Here is a 16,668-nt window from a genome sequence, read left to right as displayed (position 1 = left end):
GAAGTGCGAGGACTTGTAGTGAATAGCCCGACCCGGAGGGACACGCCATCATAAAGATTCTAAGATTCTGAATTACTAAGTTTGTAGATTCTGATATTTTTAGATTTCTTAATACGTTTTTAATAAAAAATCCGACTTGTTTCGCAAATCGGATTTTAAAGTTATGATAAAAGTGGAATTAAATGCTGCCAGTTGAGTTGCTTTGCAAAATCTAATGGGGTTTTGCCATGGATAGTTTTTGCATTAATATCGGCTCCGGACTCTATTAAAACTTCAACCGAAGTACTATTTCCTGCAATTGTTTCGCGGTGTAAAAAAGTATATCCCAGCTCATCTTTGCTGATTACTTCATTTGGATTATTTTTTATAAACTCTAAAAGACTTTCTTTCATGTTTATACTCATAGGGTGTTCTATTAGGTTTTCAGGTTTTTCCTTTTGCTCAAAAGCAACTAGAATGTCATCATAATCGCCAAAATCCATACCCCAGGCTTCATCATGTTCTGCTCTTTCGGTTTCACTCATTTCAGATCGCATGGCTTGTATCGTAAAACCTCCATATGTTTTTCCGCGGGTTGCAAATAACCAATCGCTAATTTGATTTATCGGAATTTCGACTTCATCTCCGTTCTCTACATTGGTTAGCTCATTGGGATCGTTGACTAAAATGCCGTATATTTTTTCGCCATCAAAGTTGATATCGTTAATCCACATGTGTTCGACTACAGTTTCATTATCTATTTCTTGTGTGAAGGCCAATTTTACGCAGGCAACATCAAGTCCCGGCACTATTCGGCGATATTCCCAAGAGAGTTCTCTCCAGAAATATTTAAAGGTTTCTTGTGCTTTTTTAAAGGCTTCGATCATTTTTGGGTTTTCTCCATCGGCAAAGAATACTGGTGTTTCTTCCATAATATAATTTAGAATTTTAGTTGTAAATCTATTTTAACTACAAGATAAAATAATTTGTATAAATGGTCTGGATTTTAACAATAAAAAATCCGACTTGTTTTCACAAATCGGATTTTTAAATTGAAAATTATATATAACCGTAAAACGGTTTAATATTACAAGTGAATTACTTCGCCGTAAGCATCTGCAACAGCTTCCATAACTGCCTCACTCATTGTAGGGTGAGGGTGAATAGATTTAAGGATTTCATGACCTGTAGTTTCCAGTTTACGAGCTACAACTGCCTCAGCAATCATATCTGTAACTCCGGCACCAATCATGTGACATCCTAACCATTCTCCGTATTTTGCATCGAAGATTACTTTTACAAATCCGTCTGCAGCACCAGCCGCTTTTGCTTTTCCTGAAGCTGAGAATGGGAATTTACCAATTTTTAATTCGTATCCTTTTTCTTTAGCTTGTTTTTCAGTCAAACCTACAGAAGCGATTTCAGGAGTTGCGTAAGTACAACCCGGTACGTTTCCGTAATCGATTGGGTCTACGTGTAAACCAGCAATTTTTTCTACACAGTTAATTCCTTCTGCAGAAGCTACGTGAGCCAAAGCCTGACCCGGAGTAACGTCTCCAATTGCGTAGTATCCTGGAATATTAGTTGCGTTGTAAGCGTTTACAAGGATTTTATCTCTGTCAACAGCGATTCCAACTTCTTCTAAACCAATATTTTCAATGTTTGTTTTGATTCCAACTGCCGAAAGTACGATATCAGCTTCAAGAATTTCTTCTCCTTTTGCTGTTTTTACAGTTGCTTTTACACCAGTTCCTGTAGTATCAATTTTCTCTACAGATGAATTCGTCATGATTTTTACACCAGCTTTTTTCATTGAACGCTCCATTTGTTTCGAAATGTCTTCGTCTTCAACTGGTACAATGTTTGGCATAAATTCTACAATAGTTACATCAGTTCCCATTGAGTTGTAAAAGTGAGCAAATTCAACTCCAATTGCTCCTGAACCTACAATAATCATAGATTTTGGCTGCGTTGGTAATGTCATTGCCTGACGGTAACCAATTACTTTTACACCGTCTTGTGGTAAGTTTGGTAACTCACGAGAGCGAGCTCCGGTTGCGATGATGATGTGATCAGCGCTATATTCAGTTACTTTATTGTCTTTATCTGTAACGTCAAGTTTTTTACCTGGTTTTAGTTTTCCGAAACCTTCGATAACGTCAATTTTATTTTTTTTCATCAAAAATTGAACTCCTTTACTCATTCCGTCAGCAACACTACGGCTACGTTGAACCACTGCAGGAAAATCTTTATCGAATTCAGAGACTTTTAATCCGTAATCAGAAGCGTGTTTTAAGTAATCAAAAACCTGAGCTGATTTTAATAATGCTTTTGTTGGGATACATCCCCAGTTTAAACATACACCACCAAGGCTTTCTTTTTCAACTACAGCTACTTTAAAGCCCAATTGTGAAGCTCTAATTGCTGTTACATATCCGCCAGGACCACTTCCTAAAACAATAACGTCGTATTTCATTTTTTTTGTTTTTAGTATTACTACCGAAAATGAAGTTTATAATTCCGAAACTCATTTTTCGATTTCTCTTGTTATTTGTGATTGCGAATTTAAGGATTTATTTTAAAATAGCCTTTAAATTTTATTTTTAGACATACTGATTTTGACCTTTTTCACAGAGAACGGTATAATTGTTAATTGTAAATTATGAATTATGAATTGAAAATCGAGATTGATAAGCTAAAACTCAAAGTATGTGTTTCCTGAAATAAACAAAGTCGAAGAGCTTTCGTATTGAAAAGCTCTTCGACTTTGTTTAGAGTGAAATCTTAAATCGATGTCAGGCTGAGCGGAGTCGAAGCCCTTGTAATTTGGAAAGCTCTTCGACTCCGCTCAGAGTGACAATTAATTAATAATTCACAATTAATAATTAAACCTTCACGTGTCCCCAATTTTCTCCACTCGCAATACGTCGTATTTGCATTTCGCTTACGCCGAATTGTTTTGCGATCATTTTAAGGCGTGTTTTTTGTTCTGGTCTGGCAAGTATTTTTTTAATTAACATCACTTTTGTGGTGGTTAATTTTCTTCCGTCGGCTTTTAGATTGTGTTCGATCAGGTTCTTTTTTGCCTGAATAACACGCGGACTTTTACGGCTGTGTGCCATCATTTCGGCTTTTGTTGCCCAGCGCAAATTTTTCACATCATCATTACTTCTGTTGTAATCAAGATGTAAAACATACGTTTGATCTTCTGATTGTTTTGGAATAAAATATTGAGCAACTAATTTGTATAAAAACAGGTACTTGTTGACAATTTTATCGTCTTTTTTAATCTTAAATCTAAAAGTTGGATAGCCATCGCTTAATCCTCCTTTTAAGATTCTTCCGTTTTCTATTTCGTCAGAAAAACTGATTAGACGTCCTCTGTTTGAAATGGCATATCGAAGTTGTAATGAGGCGTTTATTTCTATTTCTTTAAACTGTTCGTCTGGATAAAATCTGTTTTGTGGCATATTCTTTTACATTTGATTTATATATTCTCAAATATAAAAAAATCAAAAACCAATGCAGTTACATAATTTCCATCAGATATTACATTTATGATTCCTATAACGCTATTTTAACTTTTTTAAGAATTTTTTTAGCATTACAAATCCTAGTTTGCTACCGAGAATTGCGAATCATAAAGATTTTTGTAGGGACCATCGGGTTTATTGAGTAATTCCTGATATGTTTCTTGTTCAGTAATCAAGTTTTGATCCGGTTTTTAACTATGTTTAAAAATAATGGGTTTCAACTTTAAATTAAAAGTTAAACCCCATTATTTTTAAACTTACACTTTTAGAGTAATGTTTTTTGTTTTCTTTAGTGAATGTGAAACCGAATAATAAGTATATTAAAATCCAGTTTTAAAAAAGTATTTAACTACATCGTCACCTTTTTTTAGGAAAGATTAATTAGAATTAGGACATGGATTACTTATAACCATATGTATGGTACTTTCTTTTTGAATGTTATAATCACATAATGTCCTACCATCTTCAAGTTGTTTTCCTGCAAATATTAACCTTTGGCACTCGACCGGAATTCCTTCTTTCTCAAATACTTTTTGCTTAATGTTATCAATAGTATCTGAACATTCAGCCTCAATTGTTATGACCTTTCCAGTCAAAGTTTTTATGAAAATTTGCATGGAGAATGCATTAACCGAAAAGGCTAAAAATAAAACGGTAATAAGTAATTTTTTTCTCATGGTATTTTTTTTAAAATGATATTTATTCCTCAAACTTACTTATTTATTTGTAAGAAACAAATAGTATTGTTGAGTTATGTAAAATTCATTTTTCCATAAATATAATGAGTAATCGTATTTTTAGCATTTAAATGTTTGTACGATTTTGAGAGTTAAGAATATAGGTAATTTCGTCAGGCTAATTAGCCACTGAAAATTGCGAATCATAAAGATTTTTGTAGTAACCATCGGTTTTATTGAGTAATTCCTGATGTGTTCCCTGTTCTACAATTAATCCTTTATCCATTACCACAATTTTATCTGCGTTTACAATTGTAGCCAATCGGTGCGCGATAATGATAGAGGTTCTGCCTTTTGTAATCGTTTCTGTAGCACGCTGGATTAATTCTTCAGAATAGCTATCGATAGAAGAAGTAGCTTCATCCAAAATCAAAATACTTGGATTGCTCACATACGAACGTAAAAAAGCAATTAACTGACGTTGCCCGGATGAAAGCATAACACCACGCTCTTTTACATCAAAATCATAATTATCGGGCAAGCTCATAATGAAATCATGTACACCAATTTTTTTGGCTGCGTCCAGAACTTTTTCGCGCGTAATTTCCGGATTGTGTAAAGTAATATTATTGTATATAGTATCAGCAAATAAAAACACATCTTGTAGAACGACGGCAATTTGTTTTCGTAAAGAAGCCAGAGTATAATTCTCAATATTATGACCGTCAATAAAAATCGTTCCGCTGTTTATTTCGTAAAAGCGATTCAATAAATTAATAATTGTCGATTTTCCGGCTCCGGTCGAACCAACAATCGCAACTGTTTGTCCGGCAGCGACAGATAAATCAATACCTTTAATAACTTCTTCTTCGGGAATATAACTAAAACGAACTGCTGCAAATTCGATACTTCCATTAAAAATTGGCGCTTCAAGAGTACCTGTGTCCTGAATATGATCCTGTGTGTCAATAATATCAAAAACGCGATTGGCCGCAATCATTCCTAATTGCATCTCATTAAATTTATCCGCAATTTGACGTAAAGGGTTAAACAACATTCCAATGAACATTGTATAAGAAAATAAATCTCCGAAAGTTGTAAAATGATCTCCGTTTAAAATTTTAAATCCGCCATAAACCACAACCAATCCCAAAGTAATCGAAGAAATAATATCAGCAATAGGAAAAAATATCGAGTTGTATAAAATTGTTTTTATCCATGCAACACGATGTTTATTGTTTATTTCTTTGAAGTTTTCGGCTTCAATTTTTTCACGATTAAAAAGCTGAACGATTTTCATTCCCGTAACGCGTTCCTGTACAAATGAGTTCATGTTTGCGATTTGCGTACGAACTTCTTCAAAGGCAACCTGCATTTTGCGCTGAAAAATTCGGGTAATGTAAACCAGAATTGGCATTGCAATAACCACAATCCAGGTTAGTTCCCAATTCATGTAAAACATAAAAATCAAAACTACCAGCATTTTCATCAAATCACTTATAATCATGAAAAGTCCCTGACTGAAAATACGTGCAATCGATTCAATATCAGATACTGATCTGGTTACCAATTGTCCAACCGGAACCAAATCAAAATACTTCATTCTAAAACTTAAAATATGTTTGAAGAGTTTTGTTCGAATATCTTTTACAATATCCTGCCCCAGCCAGTTAGCCCAATACACAAAATAAAACTGAGAGAAAACTTCACATAAAAGGACAACGCCCATTAAAACAATATACATCAATAAACCTTGTTTATCCTGAGTTTTAATATAGCCGTCAACCGTTTGCTTTAATAAATAGGGGCGAAGTGCCGCAAAAATCGACAGTGAAATTGCAAAAATAATAACGCCGTAATAACGCCATTTATAAGGTTTTGTATATTTTAAAATCCGTTTGAATAATCCGGTATCAAATGCTTTTGCTTTCATTTTTTTTTGTTGCTTTAAGCTATAAGCTTTAGGCGGTAGGCTTTAATAAAGTGCTAAAAGCTTACTGCTTAAAGCCTATAGCCTACAGCTATAAATAATCGTAATCAATTTTGGTTAAATATAAACCATGTGCCGGAACTGAAAATCCAGCTTTTTCTCTGCTTTTACTGGCAATAATACTTTCGACATCAGACAAAGAAATTTTATGCAGACCAACATTTATTAAAGTTCCTACAATAGCGCGAACCATATTTCGTAAAAAACGATTGGCCGAAATCGTAAAAACCAGTTTGTTGTTTTCCTGTTTCCAATATGCCTCAAAAATCGTGCAATCAAAAGTATTTACATCTGTATTTACTTTAGAAAAACACTGAAAATCGGTATGATTTAGTAAAATCTTTGCAGCTTTATTCATCAAAGCTACATCTAATTTTTGGTTAAAATACCAACTCAATTCCTCCAAAAACGGATTTTTAACAGTATTGATATGATATTCATAGGTTCTTTTTCTGGCGTCAAATCGGCAATGCGCATCATCATGAACCAAAATAATATCAAAAAGGGCAATGTCTTTCGGTAAATAAGAATTGAGTTTATGTACCAAATTTTGAGTATCAATTGGAGCATCAAAATCAAAATGACCATACATTTCAGTTGCATGAACGCCAGTATCTGTTCTTCCGGCACCCATAATATTTATAGGAGCATTCAGCAAAACAGAAAAAGCCTTATTTAAAGTTTCCTGAACAGAAGAGGCATTCGGCTGAAATTGCCAGCCGTGATAATGTGTTCCGTTATAAGCAAATTGAATAAAATATCTCAAGGTAAAGGTTCAAAGGTTCTGAGGTGCAAAGGTACAAAGGATTTTTTTAAGTTGCTAAGAGACTAAGTTGCCAAGGTTCTAAGTTTTTTTCGTAGAGACGCACAGCAGTGCGTCTAACACAATGTATGAAAAGATATAAAAACTGCAACGGTTGGTCTAATGAAAAATATTAAAAATGACTCTTTGTAAAAACTCCAAAAGAGAAACTTAGAACCTTAGCACCTCAGAATCTTAGAACCTCCCCAAAAAACTGTTAACGTCCAAAATACCAATCATAGTTTACACAGCAAAAAATCGTGTCAGAAATTGACAATTCCAACGATTTAATTGAAAGTATTTTTTAACATTTATTTAAAAAATCTGCAAAAGTTAATTTTTAAAATATTTCATTTTAACAGGAAGTATTTCGCCTATGTTTGCATCCTAAATAATCAAAAACTATGAATGAAATTACTTCTTATTGGTGGATAATTTTAATCTTATTCTCCATTCTTTTTTACAAATTTATTTTACGTGTTTTCTTCGGAATGGTAATGGTTCCCGAGGATAAAATTGGTTTAGTTACCAAAAAATTCGTTTTGTTTGGTGCCGATAAATCGCTTCCGGATGGTCGTATCATTGCAACAAAAGGCGAAGCGGGTTATCAGGCAAAAACGCTTGCTCCAGGTTTATATTGGGGAATGTGGATCTGGCAGTATTCAATAGACATGACCGGATTTACGGTTATTCCTGAAGGTAAAATTGGATTGGTTTTGAGTAAAGACGGAAAGGAAATTCCAACTGGACGAATCTTAGCCCGAAAAGTAGATAGCGATAACTTTCAGGACGCTACTTATTTCTTAGACAATGGCGGACAAAAAGGACGTCAGACCGCTTTTATTACAACAGGTTCGTATCGTATTAATACATTTCTATTCGAAATTGTAATTGCAGATCAAATCAAGATTTACGAGAATATGATTGGTATCGTAACGGCACTTGACGGAGAACCGATTCCGCAAGGACAAATTGCAGGTAAATTTGTTGAGGGGCATAATAACTTTCAGGATTTTGACAAGTTTTTAGATACTGGTGGTAATCGTGGTTTACAGCCTCAGGTTATGTTAGCCGGATCTTACTATATTAATACGTGGGGAATTTTAATCGAACAAAACCCAATGACAGATGTGCCAATTGGGTATGTGGGAGTTGTGATTTCGTATATTGGAGAAGACGGACAAGATGTTACCGGAGATACTTTTAAACACGGAAATATCGTTTCAAAAGGACAACGCGGAGTTTGGATGGAGCCTCTTGGTCCCGGAAAATATGCGTTGAACAAATACACAACTAAATTAGAAGCAGTTCCAACAACAAACTTGGTTTTAAACTGGGCAAATGCAAGAAGCGAATCACACGATTTAGATAAAAATCTTTCTACGATTACCGTTCGTTCAAAAGATGGTTTCCCGTTTAATTTGGATGTGGCACAAATTATTCACGTTCCGGCAGCCGAAGCACCAAAAGTAATTGCCCGTTTTGGAAGTATGAACAACTTGGTTTCTCAGGTTTTAGAACCTACGATTGGTAACTATTTTAGAAACTCGGCTCAGGATAGCGATGTGATTTCGTTTTTGTCAACCAGAAAAGAGCGTCAGGAATCAGCTAAAAATCATATTAAATTAGTTCTTGACGAATACAATGTAAATGCTGTTGATACTTTGATTGGAGATATTGTTCCGCCAGATTCATTGATGAAAACGTTGACCGATAGAAAATTAGCCGAAGAAGAGCAAAAAACCTATCAAACACAAAGAATGGCACAGGAACAGCGTCAGGGAATGGAAAAAGAAACGGCTATTGCGGATATGCAAAAAGAAATTGTTCGTGCTTCGCAAAGTGTTGAAATTGCACAAAGAACTGCAGATGCAACTGTAAAGAAAGCAGAAGGAGACGCGACAAGTTTAAAATTAAATGTAAACGCAGAAGCGGAAGCCACAAAAATGCGTGCAAATGCAGAAGCCGAAGCTACAAAAGCAAGAGCGGGAGCACAGGCCGAGGCAACGAAACTGAACGCAAGTGCCGAAGCAGAAAGAATTTCAAAAACAGGTTTGGCCGAAGCCGAGAAAATTATGGCAATTGGTAAATCTACGGCAGAATCATACCAACTTCAGGTTAGTGCAATGGGGGGTGACAACTTTACAAGATATAAAGTTACCGAAGAGATTGGTAAAGGAAATATCAAAGTAATACCAGATGTTTTAATTTCAGGAAACGGTGGATCTGATGGTTCTATAAGTGGTTTGTTAGGATTAAAATTAATGGAAATGATGGACACCAAAGATTCGAAAGATGGTAAAAATCCGAAGAAATAGTAGTTATTGTAAAATGCAAATAGTATTTGACATTCAACAGACCTGACAGGTTTTTAAAACCTGTCAGGTTTAACATCAGGATAAATTCGATTATTCGTAGAGACGCACAGCAGTGCGTCTAACATCAAGTTTAAGAAATCCGATTTGCGAAAGCAAATCGGATTTTTTATGTTTATAATAAATGAAAATGATACAAAAGACGCACTGCAGTGCGCCTCTACAAAAAAACCTTTGTACCTTTGCAACTCTGAGCCTTTGCCCCTTAAAAAAATGAAAAAAATCCTCCTCCTTTCCGATACTCACAGTCATATTGACGATACTATTTTAAAATATGTGGCTCTGGCCGATGAAGTTTGGCACGCCGGAGATATTGGAGATTTGTATGTTACAGACACCATAAAAAAACTAAAACCATTACGTTGTGTTTATGGTAATATAGATGATGCAAAAGCAAGATTGGAATTTCCATTACACAATAGATTTTTATGTGAAAATGTTTCTGTCTGGATTACACATATTGGTGGTTATCCGGGGAAATATAATCCAGCTATCAGGGAAGAAATGACGGCAAATCCACCTAAATTATTCATTTGTGGACATTCACATATTTTAAAAGTGATGTTTGATAAAAAGAATAATTTATTGCACATGAATCCCGGTGCTGCAGGAAAAAGTGGATTTCACCAAATGCGAACCATGCTGCGATTCGTAATTGATGATGATAAAATAAAAGATCTTGAAATTATAGAAATAGGTAAGAAGTAAGAAGCTAGAAGAAAGAAGAAAGAAGTAAGGTTATGAAGTTGGTACTTTTATTTTTATTGAAGTTCCTGTGCTTTCATTCGCTCTGGAAATAATATTAAAACTACCCTTTAGTTTTTTAATTCTTGCTCTGATTCTGTTCAGTCCAAAACCTTCCTGATGGAGTTTTTCGGCATTAAAACCTTTCCCGTCATCATGAATAATAATAATCAACCGATTTTGTTTTTCGTGCAATGAGATTTGGGCATTTTTAGCAGCACTATGTTTTATAATGTTGCTAAATAATTCGCTTACAATAAAATATAATTTAATTTCAAATTTCTCATTGTATCTTTTTGTTGTAGGTACAGAACTTGTGAATTTAAACAGAAGACCAGAATTTGAATTTTTTTCACATAAATCCTCTAAGGCATAAACTAAGCCAAAACGAACCAAAAGAGTTGGGATTAAATCGTGTGACATGTCTCGTAAACGATCGTGAGCTTCTTCAAGAATGGTTTTTGCTTTAAGAAGTTCTTCTGATTTTATAGCATTTTGAACCGTAAAAGTATTTAAATGCAAACCAACTGAAGACAATAGAGAATTGATATTATCATGTAAAAACGATGCAATTTTCTTTCTTTCATTCTCTTGCCCGTCTATTCCGGCGTTGATAATGTTAAGCTGTATTTTTTGCTGAATATCTTTTTGTTTATTCTTTCGTTTTAATTTGTCATTCTGATAAACAAAATATAACAAAACCATTAACACTATAGTGAGTACAATGTAGAAACTCACTATTTTTTTATTTGTAGATTTTTCAAGTTCCAGAAACTGTTCTTTTTTCACTATTGAATTGTCAGAATTGATTTCCTTTTTAGGTTCCTTAGAACCATTTACTTTTGAAGATACATCATATTGATTAAATACCGAAGCACTGCTGAATGCGGATAAAAAAATAAATAAAATAAATATTCTAAAAGTAAACATAGATTATCAGTTAGTAAAGACTATGGATTTATTAAATTATTTTTAAGGGCATATTTTACCACTCCAATAACGTTTTTGGTTTTTAGCTTTTTCATTATATTCTTTCGATGGGTTTCGACTGTGTTGACACTAATGAATAACTCTTCGCTTATTTCTTTTGCGCTATATTCTAGAGATATTAAAGTGATAATTTCAATTTCTCGTTCGCTCAAAAACTGATTTTCACTAAAAGCAGGTTTGTTTAATTTAGGATTATTTTGAGTAAAATTAGTGAAGATTTTTTCCCTTATATGTTTGTCAAAATATTCTTCATCTTTATTTACAGCTTCGATTGCTTCGATAATGTTTTCTCCGGCACTTTTCTTAGTCAGATATCCTTTAGCGCCTAATTTCATTACTTCTTTTACGATTTTTAAATCATCATAACTCGAAAGAATAATTACTTTGCAGGGAAATCCTTTTTCATTAAACTCTTTTAAAACTTCGATTCCATCCTTTTTAGGCATACTAATGTCGAGTAATAAGATGTCGGTATTGTTTTTTATAACATCTTCATAAATAGACATTCCGTCTAATGAATTACCTACAACCTCAAAGTCAGAAACAGTGCGCAATAAATTAGTAAGTCCATCGATAAGTACTTGATGATCATCAGCAAGATGTATCCTTGTTTTATGTGTCATGATTGATTTGAATCTCAAAACATCAAATTTATGAAATTTATCTTACAAAATAGTTTTTAATTCTTTGTTTTTGAAAGTCTTATTAAAATTGAAGAAAATTTCAGGCACAAAAAAACCCGAATATAAAATTCGGGTTCTCTTCGCACATAAATAAAGTTTATAGGTTTACCTCAAACGATCTACAGATTTTACGAGATCTTCGTCTTTCTTGATGGCCTTATTAGCTAACACTAATAATACGATAGCAACAATAGGAAGAAACATCCCAATACCTTTCTCTGAAACAGCGTTAACTGTCTCTCCAGATAAATTTAGTGATCGGTATACAAATAATCCTAATAAAATTAAATTTAATATTATGTTCAGTCTGCCCATTACAAACTGATTTTGTCTTTTTTTGTATGAAATAATACTAATAATCGTAAGCATTGTGCTTAAACCTAATAAAATAGTATAAACTTGGTCCTGCATAAAATAAAATGCTTTTCCGGTATTTAATGTCCAAAGCGGAATAAAAAACATCAGCACTCCTGTTACTAAAAAGGTAAGAATTAAATATACGGTTTGAATTCGTTGTATCATGATCAATAATTGTTTTACAAAAATATATTTTCTTTTTTTAAAATACTATTGTATGATTAAATTTTATTCGTATTATTGCATCATAATACCGTAAGCACTTCATACTGCGGTCAATTGAAAACAATTATCTACCTATCTTTTTACAGTATTTCCTTTAAAATAATTAAATTCATAGAATATTCATGTTTGATATTTCTGCATTAAAAGAAATGAAGCTTTCTGAGCTTCAAGAAATAGCTAAGTTAGCTAAAACTATAAAGTTTAATGGTGTTAAAAAAGAGACTTTAATTAGTCAGATTTTAGCACATCAAGAAGCGACTGTAGCGCCGCCTGTATCTGCTGTTGCTGAAGCAGAAGTAGCTGATGACAAACCCAAAAGAGCCAGAATTGTTCCTGTAAAAAAAGCAGCAATTAGCAAAAACGCTCCTATTCTTGAATTTGATAAAGTAGAGGAAGCTCCTGAAAAGGTTAAGGCTCCTGCAATTTCAAAACAAAATCAAAAGGTTCAGGAAACTCCGGAAGTTGAAGAAACTGCTGAAAATGGAGAAGGAGAAGTAGAAAAAAAGGGACCAAAAATCGTAAAATTTAATAAATCAGCTTACGAGAAAAAAGTTGCTTTACAAAAGGAAAAAGAAGCTGTAAAAGAAGTAGGTTCTGAAGAAGCTGCCGAAAATGAAAATATTGATGCAGCTACTGTTGCTGAAAAAGCAGAAGGAATTACTCCGGTAAAAAAGATAAATCCGAATCAGCTTAAAAAGCAAAATCCTAACCAGAATCCGAATCCTAATCAAAACCCAAATCAGAATCAAAATGGGAATGGAAACGGAAATAACGGAAACCAGAATCAAAACCCAAATCATAAAAATAAAAAAAGTAATTTCAGGGATTCAGATTTTGAATTTGACGGAATTATTGAAAGTGAAGGTGTACTTGAAATGATGCCGGACGGATACGGATTCTTACGTTCATCAGATTATAATTATTTAGCCTCTCCGGATGATATTTATTTATCGACTTCACAAATTAGATTATTCGGTCTTAAAACCGGAGATACTGTAAAAGGAGTAGTTCGTCCTCCTAAAGAAGGCGAGAAATTTTTCCCTCTTGTTCGTGTACTGAAAATCAATGGTCACGATCCGCAGGTAGTTCGCGACAGAGTTTCTTTCGAACACCTGACACCAGTTTTTCCTTCAGAAAAATTCAAATTAGCCGAAAAAGGCAGTTCAGTTTCAACCCGTATTATAGATTTATTTTCTCCAATAGGAAAAGGACAGCGTGGTATGATAGTCGCACAACCGAAAACCGGTAAAACAATGTTGTTAAAAGACATTGCCAATGCGATTGCAGCCAATCATCCTGAAGTTTATCTAATCGTACTTTTGATTGATGAGCGTCCTGAGGAGGTTACAGATATGCAAAGAAGTGTTCGTGGTGAAGTTATCGCGTCAACTTTTGACAGAGAACCGCAAGAACACGTAAAAATTGCCAACATTGTACTTGAAAAAGCAAAACGTTTGGTAGAATGCGGACACGATGTAGTGATTCTTTTAGATTCGATTACACGTTTGGCAAGAGCTTATAATACAGTTCAGCCGGCTTCTGGTAAAGTTTTAAGTGGAGGTGTGGATGCCAATGCATTACAAAAACCAAAACGTTTCTTTGGAGCTGCAAGAAATGTAGAAAACGGTGGTTCGTTAAGTATCATCGCAACTGCATTAACTGAAACAGGTTCTAAAATGGATGAGGTGATCTTCGAAGAATTTAAAGGTACCGGTAACATGGAGCTTCAATTAGATCGTAAAATCGCTAACAAACGTATTTTCCCTGCCATCGATCTTACATCTTCAAGCACACGTCGCGACGATTTATTATTAGACGAAAAAACATTACAAAGAATGTGGATCATGCGTAAATATCTATCAGATATGAACCCTGTAGAATCTATGGATTTTGTAAACGAACGCTTCAAGAAAACGAAGAATAATGAAGAGTTTTTGATTTCTATGAATGATTAGGAGGAAGGTTCTAAGTTACTGAGGGACTAAGGTTCTGAGGTTTCTTTTTTGGAATCTATAAATATAAAAAAAGGGATGAGTTTTTAAAACTCATCCCTTTTTGTTTTGCTTTATGTTCAACGTTTGTGTCATTTCGACGGAGGAGAGATCACATAAAGTGAAGACATACAGTACGTCGCTCTCCGGATGTGATTTCTCCTCCGTCGAAATGACAAAGCTAGACTTTAGTCTATAAAAAACTTAGAACCTTAGCATCTCAGAATCTTAGCGACTTTAAAAAAACTATTTCTTATCCACTACCGGTCTGTTTTCTCTATTTGCCAATTCCCAGGCAACAACAAACGCTAATTGTGTTCTTTTGGTTAAAGCGTCGTATTCAATTTTTTCTGGTTCGTCACCTTTTCCGTGGTAATCTTCGTGAACTCCGTTAAAGAAGAAAACTGCCGGAATACCATGTTTTGCAAAGTTGTAATGATCAGAACGCTCGTAGAAATGATTTGGATCTTTAGGATCATTAAATTTAAAATCTAAATCAACTTTAGTAAATTTTTCATTTTGGGCAACTACAATATTATGTAAGTCTGTTGATAATCTGTCGGCACCAATTACGTAAACATAATTATTTGTATTTGCATGCTCAACATCGCGACGGCCAATCATATCAATGTTAATGTCTGTAATAGTGTTGGCGATTGGAAACAATGGATTTTCAGAATAGTAACGAGAACCGTGCAAACCGTGTTCTTCACCCGTTACATGCAGGAATAAAATAGAACGTTTTGGTCCGTGTCCGTCTTTTTTTGCTTTTGCAAATGCCTTTGCCATTTCCATTACGGCAACAGTTCCGGAACCGTCATCATCGGCACCGTTATAAACTTCGCCATCTTTAATTCCAACGTGGTCATAATGAGCTGAAATCACTAAAACTTCATCCGGTTTTTCAGAACCTTCAATATAAGCCCAGATATTTTCAGAATCAGGTAAATTCTCATTGCGTCGTGCATTTAAAAAGGCTGCAGGAACTGGTTGATAATAATCTTTTGCACCTTTAGGAAACGAAATATTATTTTTTTTGTATTGCTCGATCATGTAAAGTCCCGCTTTTTTCTGGCCTTTTGAACCAGTTTCACGACCTTCCATTTCATCAGAAGCAACCACGTATAACATCTTTTTTAAATCTTTTTGGGTAATAGCTTTCACGTATTTGGTTGGGTCTGAGTTATCTTTCGATACAACAGACTGCGCATTTTTACATGAAAATGCTGAGGCAATCAATAATAGAATTACAATTTTTTTCATTGCGGGGTTTAGTGTAAATTAATGAATATGTAAAAAACATAAAAAGTTAGTAAAAATACAATAAAAAAGAAGTTTATAAAGAATAAGAATACACTTTTAATAAAAGAGACAATTCTGCTTTCGCCATAAAAACGGTGATGTGCCGGATAAAAATAATAAGACATCCAAAGGATACCCGCAAAATTTGTAATATCGGCTATAAAGCCAAAACCACTTCCGAGCAAATCAGTAATCTTCTGAATAATAAAGAGTATGAGAAATATCAAAAGCAAAAATGAAAAATAATGCAGCGTAAATATCCCATGATCAAAGTAATACCATTTCTTTTTATTGTGAAAAATCCATAAAAAGAAAGCAAAGAAAGGCATTATGATAAATAATATTTTAGGAATATTATGTACGAATGATTCGATGAATTTTTCTATAATTTCCCCCTTAGTATTTTTTTCAGTAACGTGTATTACTTTTTCGTAAAGCCAATATTCAAAATCAGTATATTTTTCACTTGGTTTTCCATATTTCTGAATCGAGTCGATTTCTTTCATCGTCCTCAATTTGAAATGTGTATTTTGCTGAAAATTCTTAATTCCTTTTTTATCCTGTTTGATAAGGTTTGTGGTAATATCTTTTTCACTTTTTTGCAGGTTCTCCGTTACGTGAGAAGGAAACAATGCAATCATTAAAAACGTAATAAAACTGATAAAAATATAAAGACGAACCGGCGCCAGGTAAGACAACCTTTTTCCCGAAAGATATTCTTTCGTTAAAGTCGCGGGTTTAAAAAGTAAATTTCGAATCGTTTTCCAAAAGGCATTTTCATAATGTGTCAAATCTTCAAAGAAATGAATAAATAAATGATGAAACGTCTTTCGGCTGTCTGTGTTTTCCTGTCCGCAATTGGGACAAAATCTTTGTTCGACAACGTGCCTGCAATTCAGGCAGGTTTTGTCTTTTCTAATAGGACTGTGTGACATTGGTAATTTGGTTGGTTTTTGGTTTTGGTTTTAGTTTTTTTTTGCCCGCGGATGATGCGGATTAAACGGATTTTACGCTGGTTTT

Annotated in this window: 14 protein-coding genes; 3 read left to right on the top strand and 11 right to left on the bottom strand. The window is 34.1% G+C overall.

Features of this window, described 5'->3' with window-relative positions; genetic code table 11:
• Positions 1–161: 161 nt before the first annotated feature.
• From RT99_RS01940 to truA, 6 genes are all read right to left on the bottom strand, one after another.
• On the bottom strand, positions 162–911 hold the full coding sequence (locus RT99_RS01940) for a DUF2314 domain-containing protein (protein WP_042563047.1): 750 nt from the start codon (positions 909–911) through the stop codon (positions 162–164).
• Between the two features lie 155 nt (positions 912–1,066).
• Positions 1,067–2,455 (bottom strand): dihydrolipoyl dehydrogenase, encoded by a 1,389-nt coding sequence (gene lpdA / locus RT99_RS01935; RefSeq protein WP_042563046.1) that lies wholly within the window; start codon positions 2,453–2,455, stop codon positions 1,067–1,069.
• 409 nt (positions 2,456–2,864) lie between these two features.
• A complete protein-coding gene (locus tag RT99_RS01930) occupies positions 2,865–3,449 on the bottom strand; it encodes an NUMOD4 domain-containing protein (protein WP_042563045.1) in 585 nt (194 codons plus the stop codon).
• 440 nt (positions 3,450–3,889) lie between these two features.
• Positions 3,890–4,189 carry a ubiquitin-like protein gene (locus tag RT99_RS01925; RefSeq protein ID WP_242607160.1) on the bottom strand — a complete coding sequence of 100 codons (300 nt, stop codon included), beginning with the start codon at positions 4,187–4,189 and terminating at the stop codon, positions 3,890–3,892.
• A 178-nt stretch (positions 4,190–4,367) separates the two neighbouring features.
• A complete protein-coding gene (locus tag RT99_RS01920) occupies positions 4,368–6,122 on the bottom strand; it encodes an ABC transporter ATP-binding protein (protein WP_042563044.1) in 1,755 nt (584 codons plus the stop codon).
• Positions 6,123–6,210: 88 nt separating this feature from the next.
• Positions 6,211–6,945 carry a tRNA pseudouridine(38-40) synthase TruA gene (gene truA / locus RT99_RS01915; RefSeq protein WP_042563043.1) on the bottom strand — a complete coding sequence of 245 codons (735 nt, stop codon included), beginning with the start codon at positions 6,943–6,945 and terminating at the stop codon, positions 6,211–6,213.
• 440 nt (positions 6,946–7,385) lie between these two features.
• On the opposite strand from truA, the gene RT99_RS01910 reads away from it, so the two are divergent.
• Together RT99_RS01910 and RT99_RS01905 are read left to right on the top strand one after the other, a co-directional pair.
• Entirely contained in the window at positions 7,386–9,299 is a 1,914-nt protein-coding gene (locus RT99_RS01910) for an SPFH domain-containing protein (RefSeq protein WP_042563042.1), read from the top strand.
• A gap of 270 nt (positions 9,300–9,569) precedes the next feature.
• Positions 9,570–10,064 (top strand): metallophosphoesterase, encoded by a 495-nt coding sequence (locus RT99_RS01905; protein WP_042563159.1) that lies wholly within the window; start codon positions 9,570–9,572, stop codon positions 10,062–10,064.
• A gap of 30 nt (positions 10,065–10,094) precedes the next feature.
• On the opposite strand, the gene RT99_RS01900 is transcribed toward RT99_RS01905, so the two are convergent.
• The 3 genes from RT99_RS01900 to RT99_RS01890 all read right to left on the bottom strand — a co-directional run bounded on the left by RT99_RS01900 (position 10,095) and on the right by RT99_RS01890 (position 12,295).
• Positions 10,095–11,030 carry a sensor histidine kinase gene (locus RT99_RS01900; RefSeq protein ID WP_042563041.1) on the bottom strand — a complete coding sequence of 312 codons (936 nt, stop codon included), beginning with the start codon at positions 11,028–11,030 and terminating at the stop codon, positions 10,095–10,097.
• A 20-nt stretch (positions 11,031–11,050) separates the two neighbouring features.
• Positions 11,051–11,713: a response regulator transcription factor gene (locus tag RT99_RS01895; protein WP_042563040.1), complete on the bottom strand. Its 663-nt coding sequence runs from the start codon at positions 11,711–11,713 to the stop codon at positions 11,051–11,053.
• Positions 11,714–11,878: 165 nt separating this feature from the next.
• Positions 11,879–12,295, bottom strand: a complete 417-nt coding sequence (locus RT99_RS01890; protein WP_042563039.1) for a DUF4293 domain-containing protein — start codon at positions 12,293–12,295, stop codon at positions 11,879–11,881.
• 182 nt (positions 12,296–12,477) lie between these two features.
• Here RT99_RS01890 and rho point away from each other — a divergent pair, with 182 nt between their 5' ends.
• A complete protein-coding gene (gene rho, locus RT99_RS01885) occupies positions 12,478–14,310 on the top strand; it encodes a transcription termination factor Rho (protein ID WP_042563038.1) in 1,833 nt (610 codons plus the stop codon).
• A 282-nt stretch (positions 14,311–14,592) separates the two neighbouring features.
• Here rho and RT99_RS01880 read toward each other — a convergent pair whose 3' ends face one another.
• Positions 14,593–15,609 carry a M28 family peptidase gene (locus RT99_RS01880; RefSeq protein WP_042563037.1) on the bottom strand — a complete coding sequence of 339 codons (1,017 nt, stop codon included), beginning with the start codon at positions 15,607–15,609 and terminating at the stop codon, positions 14,593–14,595.
• A gap of 8 nt (positions 15,610–15,617) precedes the next feature.
• Entirely contained in the window at positions 15,618–16,583 is a 966-nt protein-coding gene (locus RT99_RS01875) for a DUF3667 domain-containing protein (RefSeq protein ID WP_042563036.1), read from the bottom strand.
• Positions 16,584–16,668 lie beyond the last annotated feature (85 nt).

The organism is Flavobacterium sp. MEB061, assembly GCF_000834715.1.
In the GTDB taxonomy this organism is placed as follows: Bacteria; Bacteroidota; Bacteroidia; order Flavobacteriales; family Flavobacteriaceae; genus Flavobacterium; species Flavobacterium pectinovorum.
Note: the sequence above shows the minus strand (reverse complement) of the source record. Positions and strands in the feature narration are given on the sequence as shown.